Source organism: Crenobacter caeni (assembly GCF_010435965.1).
GTDB lineage: Bacteria > Pseudomonadota > Gammaproteobacteria > Burkholderiales > Chromobacteriaceae > Craterilacuibacter > Craterilacuibacter caeni.
On the sequence record NZ_JAAGAA010000006.1, the window covers coordinates 142577 to 157069 of the forward strand.

A 14493-nucleotide genomic window follows, 5' to 3' on the forward strand; every position below is an offset into this window, starting at 1 on the left:
CTTTGATACTCGGGAAAAACAGGCGGGGCACCGCCCCGCCCTCTTGCGCCGCGCGCATTCAACGCGGCCTTGCCAGGCTTACTTGGCCCAGCTGTCCTTCAGGCCGACGGTGCGGTTGAACACCGGGCGGCCGCCGGCCACGTGGTCGTGGCGGTCGGTGACGAAATAGCCGACGCGCTCGAACTGGTAGCGCGTCTCCGGCGCGGCATCCCGCACCACCGGTTCGACGTAGGCGGTGAGGGTCCTGAGCGAGTTGTCGCTCAGGAAGTTGCGGAAGTCGACGTACTCGCCGTCCTCGCCGCGCACCGCGTCCGGGCGCGCCTCGGTGAACAGCCGGTCGTACCAGCGCACCTCGGCCTCGACCGCGTGGGCGGCACCGACCCAGTGGATCACGCCTTTGACCTTGCGGCCCTCCGGGTTCTTGCCGAGGGTGTCGTGGTCGATCGAGCACTTGAGCTCGACCACCTCGCCCGTCTCGTCCTTCACCACCTCGTCGCAGCGGATCACGTAGCTGTAGCGCAGGCGGACCTCGCCACCGGCGGTCAGGCGCTGCCATTTCGGCGGCGGCACTTCGGCAAAGTCGTCGCGCTCGATCCAGATCTCGCGCGACAGCGGCACGTCACGCTCGCCGAATTCGGGATGCTGCGGATGGAACGGCGCCGAACGGAACGCGGTCAGCGCGTCGTCGTAGTTGGTCAGCGTGACCTTCAGCGGGTTGACCACCGCCATCACGCGCGGCGCCTCGCCTTCGAGCGCGTCACGCACCGCGCCTTCGAGTACGCTCATGTCGACCACGTTCTCGCTGCGCGACACGCCGATGCGCTGCGCGAACAGGCGGATGCCGGCCGGGCTCATGCCGCGGCGGCGCATGCCGGCGATGGTCGGCATGCGCGGGTCGTCCCAGCCGGACACCACGCCGTCGACCACCAGCTGGTTGAGCTTGCGCTTGGACGTCAGCGCGTACATCAGCTCGAGGCGCGAGAACTCGTACTGGCGCGGGTGGCAGCCGATCGAGATGTTGTCGAGCACCCAGTCGTACAGCGGGCGATGATCCTCGAACTCGAGCGTGCACAGGCTGTGCGTAATGCCCTCGATCGCGTCCGAGATGCAGTGGGTGTAGTCGTACATCGGGTAGATGCACCACTTGTCGCCGGTACGGTGGTGGTGCGCGCGGCGGATGCGGTAGATCACCGGGTCGCGCAGGTTGATGTTGGGCGAAGCCATGTCGATCTTCAGGCGCAGCGTCTTGCTGCCGTCGGCGAACTCGCCATCGCGCATGCGCATGAAGAGGTCGAGGTTCTCCTCGACCGTGCGGCTGCGGTACGGGCTCTCGCGGCCCGGCTCGGTCAGGCTGCCGCGGTAGGCGCGCATCTCTTCAGCCGACAGGTCGTCGACAAACGCCTTGCCGGCCTTGATCAACTCGACCGCGTAGCCGAACAGCGCGTCGAAGTAGTCGGACGCGAAGCGCACCTGGCCGTCCCACTTGAAGCCCAGCCACTCGACCCCCTCCTTGATCGCCTGCACGTACTCGTCAGACTCCTTCTCGGGGTTGGTGTCGTCCATGCGCAGGTTGCACTTGCCCTGGTAGTCGTCGGCCAGGCCGAAGTTCAGGCAGATCGACTTGGCGTGGCCGACGTGCAGGTAGCCGTTGGGCTCCGGCGGGAAGCGGGTGACAATCCCCTGGTGCTTGCCGGAGGCCAGGTCCTCGTCAATGATGCTGCGAATGAAGTTGCTGACCGCTGGCGCGCTGTTGTCCGTACTCATGTCCGTGTATCTGTTGCAAACGTCGAATTTTCGGATTGTAACCGAACGGGACGCGCTTTCCGAGTAGCGCACCCGAGACTCGCTTGCGACACGTCCGCCGCGCTAGAATGTAGTCATAAAATGAAAGCGACCGCAACGAGGTGAAGCCATGCAAAAGCACAAGGATGCCATAGACGAAACCCTCCCTGCCGAGGCACTCCCGCAACCCGAAGTCCACGCCGAAAACGACGCGGCACCGGCGAAGCCCGCGCCGCGCAAGCGCGGCGCCCGCACTCCGCTCGCAGACGCGACCCGCAAGGCGCACGAGCAGACCGTGCACGAAATAGAGGCAGCCAGCGCGGGGCCGGTCGCGACCCTGGTGTCGCAGGCACCGCACGGCAGCGACGAGGACAGTGCGAGCGCTCCGCTGCCGGACACCTACCCGTACCGCAGCCGCATGCGGCGCAACGACTACGAAAAACAGAAGGCCGAGCTGCAGATCGAGCTTCTGAAGGTGCAGAACTGGGTGCGCGAGAGCGGGCAGAAGATCGTCATCCTGTTCGAGGGGCGCGACGCCGCCGGCAAGGGCGGCACCATCAAGCGCTACATGGAACACCTGAACCCGCGCGGCGCGCGCGTGGTCGCGCTGGAGAAGCCGTCCGACGTCGAGCGCGGCCAGTGGTATTTCCAGCGCTACGTGGGCCACTTGCCGACCGCAGGCGAGATCGTGTTCTTCGACCGCTCGTGGTACAACCGCGCCGGCGTCGAACGGGTGATGGGGTTCTGCCGCCCGAACGAGTACCTAGAGTTCCTGCGCCAGACGCCGCAACTCGAGCGCATGCTGGTGAACAGCGGCATCCGCCTGTTCAAGTTCTGGTTCTCGGTCAGCCGCGAGGAACAGCTGCGCCGCTTCATCTCCCGCCGCGACGACCCGCTCAAGCACTGGAAACTGTCGCCGATTGACATCCAGTCGCTCGACCGCTGGGACGACTACACCGCGGCCAAGCAGGCGATGTTCTTCCACACCGACACCGCCGACGCACCGTGGACGGTGGTCAAGTCCGACGACAAGAAGCGCGCCCGCCTCAACTGCCTGCGCCACTTCCTGGCCGCGCTCGACTACCCAGACAAGAACCCCAGGATCGCCAGCGCACCTGACCCGCTGATCGTCGGCCCGACCAGCCTGTTGGGCGACGCCGAAAAGCTGATCGAATCGTTCTGAAGCACGACTGCACACGCAACCAGGGCGCCCTTGCCGGCGCCCTTTTTTCTCGAGTTTACAGCCGGTACTGCAGCTGCAGGCCGAACAGGTGGCCGCTCAGGCGGCCGTATTCGCCGGTGAGGCGGCTCACCGTACTATTCGGTTTCGGGCTGGTCACCACATGATCGATGCCGCGCGAGCCGACGCCGCGCAAATAGGTGTAGCCGGCGTCGAGGCTGAGCGCGCGGCTGACCCGGTAGCTCGCGCCCAGACTCAGCCAGATGCGGTCGGTGTCGGGAATCAGCGCGTTGCGGTGCGCGTCGTCCGGCACCGGCGTCGTCTCGTAAGCGACGCCGCCGCGCAGGGTCAGCTTGTCGCTGTAGGCGTAATCGGCGCCGAGCGACGCGAACCAGCTGTCGCGCCAGTGGTTGCGGATCAGGGTCGGCCCGTTGCCATAGATGTGATCGGTCGGGCTGCCGTGCACGCTCAGGGTGTCGAAGCGGCTCCAGTTGCTCCAGCGCAGCGAGCCGCTCAGCGCCCATTGCGGCGAGACGCGTTGCCAGCCGGACAACAACAGGGTCTCCGGCGTGGTGACCACTGCGTGACCGGGGTAGCGTCCGTTCAATCCAGCAAAACCACCGGAAAATCCTGCATTGGTGTAGTCACCCTCGGCCTTGTGGCGGACCTTGGAGCGGAACGACAGGCCGACCCGGCGTTCTGCATCCGGCTGGTAGAGCACGCCCGCGTTGTAGCCGAAGCCCCAGCTGTCGGCCTTGAGCTGGCCGTACGCCTCGCCGTGCACCGGGTCGAAACCGCCCTGCTTGAGCTTGGCGTCGGCGTACTGCGCCGACACGCCGCCGCCGATGCTCCAGCGCTCGTTGACGCGGTAGGCGAGTGACGGATTGATGTCCAGCGTCTTGATCGAGCTGGAAATGCCGTGGTCGCGGCCGAACCAGTTGTCGCCATAACGCGCACCCAGCCCGAACGGCACGGTCAGGCCCAGACCCGCGACCAAGCGCTCGTCCAGCCGGCGTACGTAGAAGAACGACGGCACCAGTTCGCCCGGTGCGCGGCCGTTGTCAGCACCTGCCTGCGTCTGCGGACCTCCTTGGGCAACTGGCCAGTAGGTTGTGTTCTGCCCGGCAAACGGCGCGTCGAGTTCGGCGTAGGTCGCGCCAAACTGCAGCGCTTCGCCTTCGACCAGCACCATGCCGGCCGGGTTGTAGAACACGCTGGAGAGGTCGTCCCCCGCCACGCCGGCACCGGCGTGCGCGCGGCCAAGGCCAACCACGCTCTGCTCGGAGAGCTGGAAGCCCGCCGCCTGCGCAGCGGCGGACAACAGGGACAGGGACAGGACAGAAACAAAGGGGAAGACAGGCCGCATCGCTCGCAAGACTCCGTGAAAAGCCCGTCCACCCAGTGGCCGGTCATCCCGGCCACTGGGTGGACACACTTGTTTAAAAGGGAACGGAGTCTATCTTTTACGCATGATGCTTCGCAAGGTGCGAGTGCTCACGCATGAAAAACGCCGCCCGGATGGGCGGCGTTCTGGAAGGGGCTCAAGCGGCTCAGAAACGGTACTGCAGACCGACGCCGAGCAGGTGGCCGGTGATCGAGTCGTACTTGCCCTTGAGGCCGGACTTCGAGTTGATCTCGTCGTCGCCAGTACCGATCAGGTAGGTGTAGCCAACGTCGAGCGTCATGTTCTTCTCAAGCGCGTAGCTGCCGCCGACGCTCAGCCACACGCGGTCGCGGTCGGGGATCAGCGGGTTGCGATACTCGGCGCTCGGGACCGGGCTGGTTTCGTAGGCGACGCCGCCGCGCAGGGTCAGCCTGTCGCTGTACGCGTAATCGGCGCCGACCGACGCGAACCAGCTTTCTTTCCAGCTGTTGTCAATCGTCGAAGCCGGAAGCTTGCCACTGTCGTTCTCGATCACCAACTGGTCGAAACGTTTCCAGTTGCTCCAGCGCAGGCTGCCGGTCAGCGCCAGTTTCGGATCCACACGGTGGTAGGCGGACAGCAGCACCGACTCGGGCACGGTCACGTCGGCAGAGCCGCCATAGACGCCGTTCAACTTACCCATAACGGCCTCCACTTGAGGAGGAACTCCTTCAACCGTGTAATCCCCATCCGCCTTATGCTCGACCTTGGAGCGGTAAGACAGGCCGACACGGGTATCGGCACTCGCCTGATACATCACGCCAAGGTTGTAGCCGAACGCCCAGCTATCGGCGTCGATCTCTCCGCTCGCCACACCAAAAGCCCCCTTCTTCAGGCTGGCCTTCGCATACTGCGCGGACACGCCACCGCCAACGCTCCACTTGTCGTCCAGTTGGTAGGCGAGCGAGGGGTTGAAGTCGACGGTCATGATGTGCGCTTCGATACCGTCGCCGCGACCGATCCAGTTCTCGTCGTGGCTGGAGCCGAGACCGAACGGCACGGTCACGCCGAAGCCGAAGCGGGTGCGCTCGTTGATTTCCTTGACGAAGAAGCCCTGCGGGATCACCTCGCCCGCGGCGCGGCTGTTTTCCTTCTGGCCGCCTTCCGCGGTGAACGGCGCGTCGATCTCTGCGTAGGTGATGCCGCCCTGGATCTGCGTGCCGCGGTGCAGCACCATGCCAGCCGGGTTGTAGAACACGCTGGAGAGGTCGTCCCCCGCCACACCGGCACCGGCGTGCGCGCGGCCGAGGCCGACGATGCTCTGCTCGGAGAGCTGGAAGCCGGCGGCGTGCGCGGCGGGCGCCAGGGCGGCGGCGATCAGGGCAGGCAACGCGAGACGCGCGCCGAAACGGTTCTTCTTGTTCACTCGAATCTTTCCGGCGGCATGCGCCGCCAATGGCAGGACAGGGGCAATATTAAAAATCATCGCTCGCTTTTTAGAGCGCAGAGTCTAGAGCCAAGATTCGAATCAGGCAAGCAATCACACGCCAATTAGTCTATTTGCATTCAATTGCCAGTGAAAATTTAGCTGCGGAACATGAAATAGACCGCGCCGACCATGCACAGCGCCGCCCACAGGTAGTCCCACTTGAACGGTTGCTGCATATAGAGCACCGCGAACGGCACGAACACGGTCAGCGAGATCACCTCCTGCAGGATCTTCAGCTGGGCGAGGCTGAGCGCGGTAAAGCCGATGCGGTTGGCCGGCACCTGCAGCAGGTACTCGAACAGCGCGATGCCCCAGCTGATCAGCGCGGCGACGTACCACGGGCGCAGCGCGAGATCCTTCAGGTGCGCGTACCACGCGAAGGACATGAAGATGTTGGAGAGGATGAGCAGGCCGACGGCACTGGCGACGGGGTGGCTGGCAAACATGCTGTGCTAGAATCCGCAAACTGGAAAACCCGCCATTCTAAGAGAAAGACGCCGATGAAACGCCTGCTTGCCGCTTGTGCCGTCGCCGCCCTGCCACTGGGGGCGCTCGCCGCACCGGTGGTCGACTTCGTCACCAACAAGGGGACCATCGAGGTCACGCTGGACGCGCAGAAGGCGCCGAAGACGGTCGCCAACTTCCTCGCCTACGCACGCGCCGGCCATTACGACGGCACGCTGTTCCACCGGGTGATCGACGGTTTCATGGTGCAAGGCGGCGGCTTCGCGCTGCAAAAGGGCGAGCTCGTGCAAAAGCCGACCCGCGCGCCCATCGCCAACGAAGCCGACAACGGCCTGAAGAACAGCACCGGCACCCTTGCGATGGCGCGCACCAGCAACCCCGACTCGGCGACCAGCCAGTTCTTCATCAACGTCGCCGACAACGACTTCCTCGACCACCGCACGAAGACCCCGCAAGGCTGGGGTTACGCGGTGTTCGGCAAGGTCACGCGCGGCATGGACGTCGTGCAGCGCATCGCCAAGAGCCGCACCGGCTACGTGGGCGGCATGGACGACGTGCCGCTCTCGCCCGTCGTCGTGCAAAAAGTCATCATCAAGTCCGACAAGTAAAGGAGACCCCATGATCAAACTGACGACCAACTTCGGCACCATCGAAATCGAACTGGACCACGAGAAGGCGCCGCTATCCGCCGCCAACTTCGAGCAGTACGTGAAGGAAGGCCACTACGACGGCACCATCTTCCACCGCGTGATCAACGGCTTCATGATCCAGGGCGGTGGCTTCGACGCCAAGATGAAGCAGAAGAAGACCCGCGACCCGATCAAGAACGAGGCGAACAACGGCTTGAAGAACGCGCGCTACACGCTGGCGATGGCACGTACCCCGGACCCGCACTCGGCGTCCGCGCAGTTCTTCATCAACGTCGCCGACAACGACTTCCTGAACTTCCAGTCCGAGACGCCGAACGGCTGGGGCTACGCGGTGTTCGGCAAGGTGGTCGCCGGCGAAGACGTGGTCGACCGCATCAAGACCGTCGCCACCGGCCGCAGCGGCATGCACCAGGACGTGCCGGTCGAGCCGGTTGTCATCGAGAAGGCCGAAGTCATCTAAGCCCTACCCGCCCCACCGCCGCGCGGCCACCCCGCGCGGCATTTTTACGCAGACCATGGCCATCCATTTCATTTCCGACCTGCACCTGTCCGAAGAACACCCCGAGCTTGCCGAACTCTTCGAGCGCACGCTTGACGCCTGGGGCGGACAGATCGACGCGCTGTACATCCTCGGCGACCTGTTCGAATACTGGGTCGGCGACGACGACGCGCTCTCGCCGTTTAACGCGCGCATGCTGGACGCACTCGCACGCTTCTCGGCACAGACGCCGCTTTACGTGATGCACGGCAACCGCGACTTCCTGCTGGGCGAGGGCTTCGAGCACGCCAGCGGCGCCCGCCTGCTAGCCGACCCTACGCTGATTGAGGCGTACGGCCGGCGTCTCTTGCTCAGCCACGGCGATGTCGCGTGTACCGCCGACACCGCCTACCAGACGTTCCGAGCGCTGCGCAGCCAAGCCCAGTGGCAGGCAGCGCTGCTAGCGCGGCCGCTCGCCGAGCGGCACGCGATCGCGCGCGCGGCGCGCACACAAAGCGAAGGCCAGAAGGCCGCGCAGGGGTATACCGAGGAAGGCGACGTCACCGCCGAAGGCCTGGCGGCGCTGCTTGAGCCGTACGGCTGGCCTACGTTGGTGCACGGGCACACCCACCGCCCGGGCTGCTACCCGGTGGCGGACGGCAAGATGCGGCGCTGGGTGATCGCCGACTGGCACGATGGCGCCGGCGGTTACCTGAGGCTGGATGAAAACGGCTTGGCCGCGCTGGGACTTGGCGCGGCCCGCTAAGAGCGTGTTCACGATCTCGCCGAGGGCGAGACAAGGCGAAAACGGCTGAGAAAGCGGAATGTACAGCTTGTACATGAGCATTTCGAAGCTGTTGAGGGCGCCGTATCGCTGATGCGCAGCAGATCGTGAACAGGTTCTAAGTCAGAACAGGTGGCCGAGCTTGGCCGCCTTGGTGTTCAGGTAGGCATCGTTGTGGCTGTTGCGGCCGACCTTGAGCGGTACCCGCTCGGCGACCTCGATGCCAACCTTCTGCAGGGTCGCAACCTTGCGCGGGTTGTTGGTCATCACCCGCACCCGCGCGATGCCGAGCGAAGCGAGCATGTCGCGCGCGACGGTGAAGTCGCGCATGTCGGCCGGAAAACCCAGCCGCTCGTTCGCCTCGACGGTGTCGGCACCCGCGTCCTGCAGCTTGTACGCGCGGATCTTGTTGATCAGGCCGATGCCACGCCCTTCCTGCCGGAGATACAGCAAGGCGCCGCGGCCGGCCTCGGCGATCGCGTCGAGCGCCGCCTCCAGTTGGAAGCCGCAGTCGCAACGCAGGGAAAACAGCGCGTCACCGGTCAGACATTCCGAGTGCAGGCGCACCAGCACCGGCGCGTCACCGGAGACGTCCCCGAAGGTCAGCGCGACATGCTCCTGACCCGAAGCTTCCTCGAAGCCGTGCATCGTGAACTCCCCCCACGGGGTCGGCAGCTTGCAGCTGGCGATATGACGCAGGGACGGCGGAACGGACATGAAGACTCCACAAACGCATAATGAGCGGCGATGTTAACGACTCCCTCGCCGCCGGAAAAGTAGAAAATGGCCGGAGCTGACCGCAGCGCACGGCCGACACGAGACAGATGGGGACGAGTCTCCCAAAATCGAGCCCCATCCGGAAAAGCCGGATGGGATGTTCCATAACGAAGGCGTATGCAGCACCCGCACGCATTATGCTATTCGTTTAATATTATCCGTACCCGAGGCCGTCCATCCCTAGACCGATCATGCCCGCGATCCACCTGCCCTACCCGGTACTGAGCCTGCGCGCAGGCCACACCGCCCGCGCCCACCTCGCCCGATCCGGCCTCGCCGCCGGCGACGTGTCCACGTTGCCCGGCGCGGCGGGCGGCCCCAAGGCGCTCGGGCTCAACGGGCTGGACAAGGCTGTGTTCGGCTGGCTCTCGGGCGAGCCGCGCGATCGCGATCTCATCGGCGCTTCGATCGGCGGCTGGCGCTTCGCCTGCGCGATGCAGGCGGATGCGGCGTCCGCGTTCGACCGCCTCGCCGAGTTCTACACCGACACCGGCTGGGGGGAACCGCCAAGCCGCGCATCGGTGACCGCGACCATGCGCGCGCTGCTCGAACACGCGCTGGGGCCGGCCGACACTTGGGACACGCTGGTCCAGCACCCGCATTACCGGCTGACCCTGCTGCTCGCACGCGCGCGCCACCTTGGCCGCAGCGAGGCGCGCGTCCCCCTGTTCGCGTCGCTCGCGCTGGCGGCGACGCTCAACGGCGTTCAGCGGCGGCTCATCGGCACCTGCTACGAGCGCGTGCTCTGCCACGACGCGAGAAGCGCGCTCGCGTTCGCGCCAAACGACGCGCTGCCGACCCGGCGCGTCGCGCTGGGCACCCATAACATCGCCGCCGCGCTGATGGGGACGGTAGCCATCCCCGGCCTGATCGAAGCGGTCTCGCTGCCGGGCGATACGCGGCGCGGCGTCTACCGCGACGGCGGGCTGACCGATTACCATCTGGACTTCCCCTTCGCCCACACAGGCGGCATCACCCTCTACCCGCACTTTGGCGAACGCATCGTGCCCGGCTGGTTCGACAAGGCGCTGCCGTGGCGGCGCGCCGCGGCAGATGGCCACGCACGCACCCTGTTGGTCGCGCCGTCGCGCGAGTACCTGGCGAGCCTGAGCCTAGGGGGGCTGCCGGACCGGCGCGACTTCAAGCGTTTCGCAGGGCAGGACGCGACGCGCAAGCGGCTGTGGCGGCAAGCCATCGCCGAGAGCGCACGGCTGGGCGATGCGTGGCTCGAACACCTGCACCGGCAGGACTGGGCCCGGCACGTCGAGCCGCTGGAGCTGGGCCGATAATGCCGACGCTCCCCGCGCACAGCACGCGCTGCCCGCAATGCGACCTCAAAGTCGCGCTGCCCGGCCTCGCCGAAGGGCAGAAGGCCGACTGCCCGCGCTGCGGCGAGACGCTGTGCGCGCTGCCGGTGCACGTCTACGACAGCGTGGCGGCGTGGGCGCTGTGCGCGCTGTTTTTCCTCACGCTCAGCCTGAACTTCCCGCTGATGGCGCTCAACGTCGAAGGCGTACACCAGCAGATCACCCTGCTGGGCAGCGCCGACGCGCTGCTGAAGGAAGACTTCACGCTGCTCTCCGACGTGCTGGTGCTGGCGGTACTCTTGATCCCGGCGCTGTTCCTCACCGCCACGCTCTACGTGTACGGCGGCCTGCGCCGCGACCGCTATCTCATCGGGATGCGCTCGGCCGCACAGGTGGCACTCGCCTGCCGGCCGTGGATGATGGCCGACGTGTTCCTGCTCGCCATCCTGGTCAGCGTGATCAAGCTCGCCTCGCTGGCCGACGTGTCGCTGGGCAAGGCGTTCTGGGCGATGCTGCTGTTCTCGCTCGCGCTCACCCGCACCGTGTCGCTGGTCGACGGCCACTGGCTGCTGATGGAACTCGCGCGCGTCGATACGCGCACCATCAACGCCGAGGACGCACACGGCTTCTGCCCGCACTGCGGCGCGCCGCACGACAAGGGGCAGCGCCGCTGCACGCGCTGCTTCTCGACGCTGGCCCGCCGCCGCGCGCACAGCGTGCAGCTGACGCTGGCCTTCCTCGTGACCGCCATCGTGCTGTACGTGCCGGCCAACCTCTACCCGATCATGGTCACCGAATACCTGGGCAGGAGCGACCCGTCGACCATCCTGCAAGGCGTGCTGCTGCTGTGGCAGCTGGGCTCCTACCCGGTCGCGCTGGTGATCCTGGTCGCCAGCGTGCTGATCCCGATCGCCAAGTTCCTCGCGCTGATTTTGCTCTTGATCGCGAGCCGGCACCCCTTCCACGACGCGCGCCGCCACACCCAGCTCTACCGCGTCGTCGAATTCATCGGCCGCTGGTCGATGGTCGACGTGTTCGTGGTCTCGCTGATGGTCGCGCTGGTGCAGATGGGCCAGCTGATGTCGATCTACCCGGGCGTCGCCGCCCTCTCCTTCGCCGGCATGGTGGTGTTCACCATGCTCGCCGCCATGTGTTTCGACGTGCGTCTGGTGTGGGACGCCGAACAGGAAAGAACTCGCCATGACTGAACAATCGCCCCCTAGCGCCCGCCTGGGCCGTCTGCGCCAGCTCTCGCTGGTCTGGCTGATCCCGCTTTTGGCCATCGGCGTCGGCCTGTGGATGGTGTACGACACCTGGCGCAACCAGGGGCCGGAAATCACGCTGACCATGCCGAGCGCCGAGGGCATCGAGGCGGGCAAGACGCCGATCAAGGTGCGCGACGTCGCCATCGGCCGGGTGACGTCGGTCAGCCTGTCGGACAAGGGCGACACCGTGATCGCCACCGCCCAGCTCGACAAGAGCGCCGCGCCGCTGCTCTTTAGCGACAGCCAGTTCTGGGTGGTGCGCCCGCGGGTCGACTCCGGCGGCGTCAGCGGCCTCTCCACCCTGCTCTCCGGCGCGTATATCCAGTTCCAGCCGGGCAAGAGCGGGCAGAAACAGCACAGCTTCAACATCCTGTCCGCGCCGCCGGTCACCGCGCCGGACGTGCCCGGCCTCAGGCTGACGCTGGACGCGCGCGACGTGCCGACCGTCGGCGTCGGCTCGCCGGTGCTGTTCCAGCACTACGAGGTCGGCCGCGTCGAGAAGGCGCAGTTCGACACCGAGGCGCGGCAGATGCGCTACCAGATCTTCATCCACCGTCCGTACGACCGCCTCGTCACCAGCAACTCGCGCTTCTGGGTCTCCAGCGGCGTCAACCTCGCGCTGACCGCCGCCGGCCTGCAGCTGAACGTCGGTTCGGTGCAGACCCTGCTCTCGGGCGGCATCGCCTTCGACGTGCCGCCCGGCCACTCGCTGGGCGACGCGGTCGGCAACCAGTCGCGCTTCATGCTGTACGCGAGCGAGGAGAACGCACGCAACCTCTACTACGAACAGCAACTGCCCTACGTCGTGCTGTTCAACGAATCGGTGCGCGGGCTGACCGTCGGCGCGCCGGTCGAGTACCGCGGCATCCGCGTCGGTTCGGTCGCCGCCGTGCCGCTGACCTCGCTCGACATCGGCCCGAAGAAGACCGGCGGCAACGTCGGCATCCCGGTGCTGATCAACCTGGAGGTCGGCCGCTTCGACCCGGACGCGAGCAAGCGCCCGGCCGGCTACTGGCAGGCGCGCGTCGCCGACAGCATCAAGAACGGCATGGTCGCCCGCCTGAAGACCGGCAACCTGCTCTCGGGCGCGCTGTTCGTCGACCTCGACTTCAGCGGCAAGAAGGCCCGCGCGCTGCCCAAGCCCTTCCGCACCTACCCGGTGCTGCCGGCCAGCGACAGCGGCGGCCTGTCGCAAATCGAGAACAAGGTGATCGCGCTCTTGGACAAGCTCAACGCGCTCAAGCTCGAGGACACGCTGAACAACGCCGATGAAGCCCTTGCCAGCACCCGTGACGCGGCCGAGCGCACCCGCGTGCTGATGGGCGAAATCGACAAGCTCGTCGCCAACCCGCAGACGCAGGCGCTGCCGGGGGACGCTCGCAAGACCCTCGAGCAGCTGCGCCAGAGCGCGGCCGCCTTCTCGGCCGACTCGGCGGCGTACCAGGAACTCACGCAGACGCTGTCGACGCTCAACCAGCTGCTGCAAAACGCGCGCCCGCTGGTGCGCACGCTCGATGCGCAACCGAACGCCCTCTTGTTCGACCGCAACGACACCGACCCGACCCCGAAAGGAGCCCGCCCGTGACCCGCCTCCTCGCCCTGTGCCTGCCGCTCATGCTTGCCGCGTGCGCGGGCACGCCCGACGTCCGCTACTACCTGTTGCCGCCGGCTGCGGACACACCGGCCACCGTGAGCGAAGGTGCCGCCGGCGTCGACGTCAGGCTTGCCGGCTACCTCGCCTCGCCGAGCATCGCGTACCGGCAAGGGCCGGTGCGGGTCAGCCTCGCGCAGTTTCACCAGTGGGCCGAAGCACCGCAGCCGATGCTGCGCCGTGCGCTGGCCGAGCGGCTCGCCAAGCGCACCGGCCGCGCGTGGCTTGCGGACGACGGGCGCGCCGCGCCGCGCGTGCTGGTCGAGGTGTCCGAGTTTGGCGGCAGCGACGACGGCACCGCCCGCGTCGGCGGCCATTACCGTTTCATCACCAGCGACGGCAAGGCGCAGGAGCGCTGGCCGTTCGACATCCGCGTGCCTCAGCAGGGAGACGGTTACGCGGCGCTCGCCGAGGCGCTGGGCGAAGGCGTCGACCGCCTCGCCGGCGAAATCGCGGCGCGTCCGCTGCCGCGCTGAAGCAAAAAGACCCGGCCGAGGCCGGGTCTTTGTTTAGGGACTGCAAGCGAGAAACTTATGCCTTGCCGCAGCAGGCCTTGTACTTCTTGCCGCTGCCGCACGGACAGGGGTCGTTGCGGCCGACCTTGTCGCCTTCGCGGCGCAGGGTCACCGGCGCATTTTGCTTAGCGCGCCAGTAGCCGTAGACGGCCAGCACCGCCTCTTCCAGTTCGTCCTTGAAGCCCTCGATCTCGGCGTCGGTGAAGGTGACCAGGTCCTCGCCGTCTTCCTGCTCGAAGATGCCGCCCAGCGCCATCACCGGGTAGAGCAGATCCTCGAAGCCCTCGTCGTCGGCGGTCTCGAACCAGTCGGTCGGCACCACGTCCAGCGCATACAGGTAGGCATTGCACCACGGCCAGTAGTCGGCTTCGCCGTCGTCGTCCTCGTAGAGGAGCATCTCGGGCAACTGGCCGGCCGCCAGTTGCTGTTCGACGTGGAAATACATGCGGGTCAACAGTTCGCGCGCCTCGGCCGCCTCGGCGTCCCCGGCAAAGCCCGGCGCGTCGCCCAGCACCTCGGCCAGCACCTCGTCGAACGGCAAGGCGTCCGGGCCGCTGGCCACCGCGCAGAAGAAGCCCTGCACCTCGTCGGCGCGCATGGTCGAGCCGTCCGCCGAGAGCGGCGTCAGCAACGCCTCGAGACGGGCGAGATCGGCGTCGGTAAAAGCCTGTACGGTCATGGTCGGAATCCTCGGGTAGGTATCTTCTGGCATTGTAACGCCTCAAACGCGCGCCGGCGACGACGCAAGCAATCCATTTCGGGTAAGATGAAGCCGCACGACTTGCAA

At 66.5% G+C, this 14493-nt stretch carries 14 protein-coding genes; 8 read left to right on the plus strand and 6 right to left on the minus strand.

From position 1 onward, the window contains the following. Positions 1 to 78: 78 nt before the first annotated feature. A complete protein-coding gene (locus tag GZH52_RS08755; protein WP_163316099.1) occupies positions 79 to 1764 on the minus strand; it encodes a glutamine--tRNA ligase/YqeY domain fusion protein in 1686 nt (561 codons plus the stop codon). A gap of 148 nt (positions 1765 to 1912) precedes the next feature. Between GZH52_RS08755 and ppk2 the strand changes: the two genes are divergently transcribed. Further along, complete coding sequence (ppk2, locus tag GZH52_RS08760) at positions 1913 to 2965, plus strand: polyphosphate kinase 2 (protein WP_163316100.1); 1053 nt, start codon at positions 1913 to 1915, stop codon at positions 2963 to 2965. 55 nt (positions 2966 to 3020) lie between these two features. Here the strand turns inward: ppk2 and GZH52_RS08765 are convergent, their stop codons facing one another. The 3 genes from GZH52_RS08765 to GZH52_RS08775 all read right to left on the minus strand — a co-directional run bounded on the left by GZH52_RS08765 (position 3021) and on the right by GZH52_RS08775 (position 6260). Further along, on the minus strand, positions 3021 to 4328 hold the full coding sequence (locus tag GZH52_RS08765) for an OmpP1/FadL family transporter (protein ID WP_163316101.1): 1308 nt from the start codon (positions 4326 to 4328) through the stop codon (positions 3021 to 3023). Positions 4329 to 4512: 184 nt separating this feature from the next. Further along, positions 4513 to 5751 carry an outer membrane protein transport protein gene (locus GZH52_RS08770; protein WP_163316102.1) on the minus strand — a complete coding sequence of 413 codons (1239 nt, stop codon included), beginning with the start codon at positions 5749 to 5751 and terminating at the stop codon, positions 4513 to 4515. 158 nt (positions 5752 to 5909) lie between these two features. Next, positions 5910 to 6260 carry a DMT family protein gene (locus tag GZH52_RS08775; protein WP_163316103.1) on the minus strand — a complete coding sequence of 117 codons (351 nt, stop codon included), beginning with the start codon at positions 6258 to 6260 and terminating at the stop codon, positions 5910 to 5912. A 54-nt stretch (positions 6261 to 6314) separates the two neighbouring features. Here GZH52_RS08775 and GZH52_RS08780 point away from each other — a divergent pair, with 54 nt between their 5' ends. From GZH52_RS08780 to GZH52_RS08790, 3 genes are read left to right on the plus strand one after another with little or no spacing between them, the layout of a single operon-like run. Continuing rightward, positions 6315 to 6887: a peptidylprolyl isomerase gene (locus GZH52_RS08780; protein WP_163316104.1), complete on the plus strand. Its 573-nt coding sequence runs from the start codon at positions 6315 to 6317 to the stop codon at positions 6885 to 6887. Positions 6888 to 6897: 10 nt separating this feature from the next. Continuing rightward, positions 6898 to 7389: a peptidylprolyl isomerase gene (locus GZH52_RS08785; protein WP_163316105.1), complete on the plus strand. Its 492-nt coding sequence runs from the start codon at positions 6898 to 6900 to the stop codon at positions 7387 to 7389. 55 nt (positions 7390 to 7444) lie between these two features. Beyond that, the gene (locus tag GZH52_RS08790) at positions 7445 to 8173 is read left to right on the plus strand and encodes a UDP-2,3-diacylglucosamine diphosphatase (RefSeq protein ID WP_163316106.1); all 729 of its coding nucleotides are present in this window, start codon (positions 7445 to 7447) and stop codon (positions 8171 to 8173) included. 141 nt (positions 8174 to 8314) lie between these two features. On the opposite strand, the gene ribA is transcribed toward GZH52_RS08790, so the two are convergent. Beyond that, a complete protein-coding gene (gene ribA / locus GZH52_RS08795; protein ID WP_163316107.1) occupies positions 8315 to 8908 on the minus strand; it encodes a GTP cyclohydrolase II in 594 nt (197 codons plus the stop codon). A gap of 251 nt (positions 8909 to 9159) precedes the next feature. Between ribA and GZH52_RS08800 the strand changes: the two genes are divergently transcribed. From GZH52_RS08800 to GZH52_RS08815, 4 genes are read left to right on the plus strand one after another with little or no spacing between them, the layout of a single operon-like run. Continuing rightward, positions 9160 to 10257 (plus strand): hypothetical protein, encoded by a 1098-nt coding sequence (locus GZH52_RS08800; RefSeq protein ID WP_163316108.1) that lies wholly within the window; start codon positions 9160 to 9162, stop codon positions 10255 to 10257. After that, positions 10257 to 11483, plus strand: a complete 1227-nt coding sequence (locus tag GZH52_RS08805) for a paraquat-inducible protein A (RefSeq protein ID WP_163316109.1) — start codon at positions 10257 to 10259, stop codon at positions 11481 to 11483. Before GZH52_RS08800 ends, GZH52_RS08805 begins: the two co-directional genes overlap by 1 nt. Continuing rightward, positions 11476 to 13125, plus strand: coding sequence for an intermembrane transport protein PqiB (gene pqiB / locus GZH52_RS08810; RefSeq protein ID WP_163316110.1), 1650 nt, complete (start codon positions 11476 to 11478; stop codon positions 13123 to 13125). The genes GZH52_RS08805 and pqiB overlap by 8 nt, the downstream gene beginning before the upstream one ends. Further along, complete coding sequence (locus GZH52_RS08815; protein WP_163316111.1) at positions 13122 to 13667, plus strand: ABC-type transport auxiliary lipoprotein family protein; 546 nt, start codon at positions 13122 to 13124, stop codon at positions 13665 to 13667. The genes pqiB and GZH52_RS08815 overlap by 4 nt, the downstream gene beginning before the upstream one ends. A gap of 55 nt (positions 13668 to 13722) precedes the next feature. Here GZH52_RS08815 and GZH52_RS08820 read toward each other — a convergent pair whose 3' ends face one another. Beyond that, positions 13723 to 14385: a YecA family protein gene (locus GZH52_RS08820; protein ID WP_163316112.1), complete on the minus strand. Its 663-nt coding sequence runs from the start codon at positions 14383 to 14385 to the stop codon at positions 13723 to 13725. Positions 14386 to 14493: the final 108 nt, after the last annotated feature.

Coding starts and splice junctions, on each gene's coding strand:
- GZH52_RS08800 (WP_163316108.1), top strand. CDS start 9,160: ATGCCCGCGATCCACCTGCCCTACCCGGTACTGAGCCTGCGCGCAGGC.
- GZH52_RS08755 (WP_163316099.1), bottom strand. CDS start 1,764: ATGAGTACGGACAACAGCGCGCCAGCGGTCAGCAACTTCATTCGCAGC.
- GZH52_RS08765 (WP_163316101.1), bottom strand. CDS start 4,328: ATGCGGCCTGTCTTCCCCTTTGTTTCTGTCCTGTCCCTGTCCCTGTTG.
- GZH52_RS08785 (WP_163316105.1), top strand. CDS start 6,898: ATGATCAAACTGACGACCAACTTCGGCACCATCGAAATCGAACTGGAC.
- GZH52_RS08805 (WP_163316109.1), top strand. CDS start 10,257: ATGCCGACGCTCCCCGCGCACAGCACGCGCTGCCCGCAATGCGACCTC.
- GZH52_RS08790 (WP_163316106.1), top strand. CDS start 7,445: ATGGCCATCCATTTCATTTCCGACCTGCACCTGTCCGAAGAACACCCC.
- GZH52_RS08820 (WP_163316112.1), bottom strand. CDS start 14,385: ATGACCGTACAGGCTTTTACCGACGCCGATCTCGCCCGTCTCGAGGCG.
- ppk2 (WP_163316100.1), top strand. CDS start 1,913: ATGCAAAAGCACAAGGATGCCATAGACGAAACCCTCCCTGCCGAGGCA.
- pqiB (WP_163316110.1), top strand. CDS start 11,476: ATGACTGAACAATCGCCCCCTAGCGCCCGCCTGGGCCGTCTGCGCCAG.
- GZH52_RS08780 (WP_163316104.1), top strand. CDS start 6,315: ATGAAACGCCTGCTTGCCGCTTGTGCCGTCGCCGCCCTGCCACTGGGG.
- GZH52_RS08775 (WP_163316103.1), bottom strand. CDS start 6,260: ATGTTTGCCAGCCACCCCGTCGCCAGTGCCGTCGGCCTGCTCATCCTC.
- ribA (WP_163316107.1), bottom strand. CDS start 8,908: ATGTCCGTTCCGCCGTCCCTGCGTCATATCGCCAGCTGCAAGCTGCCG.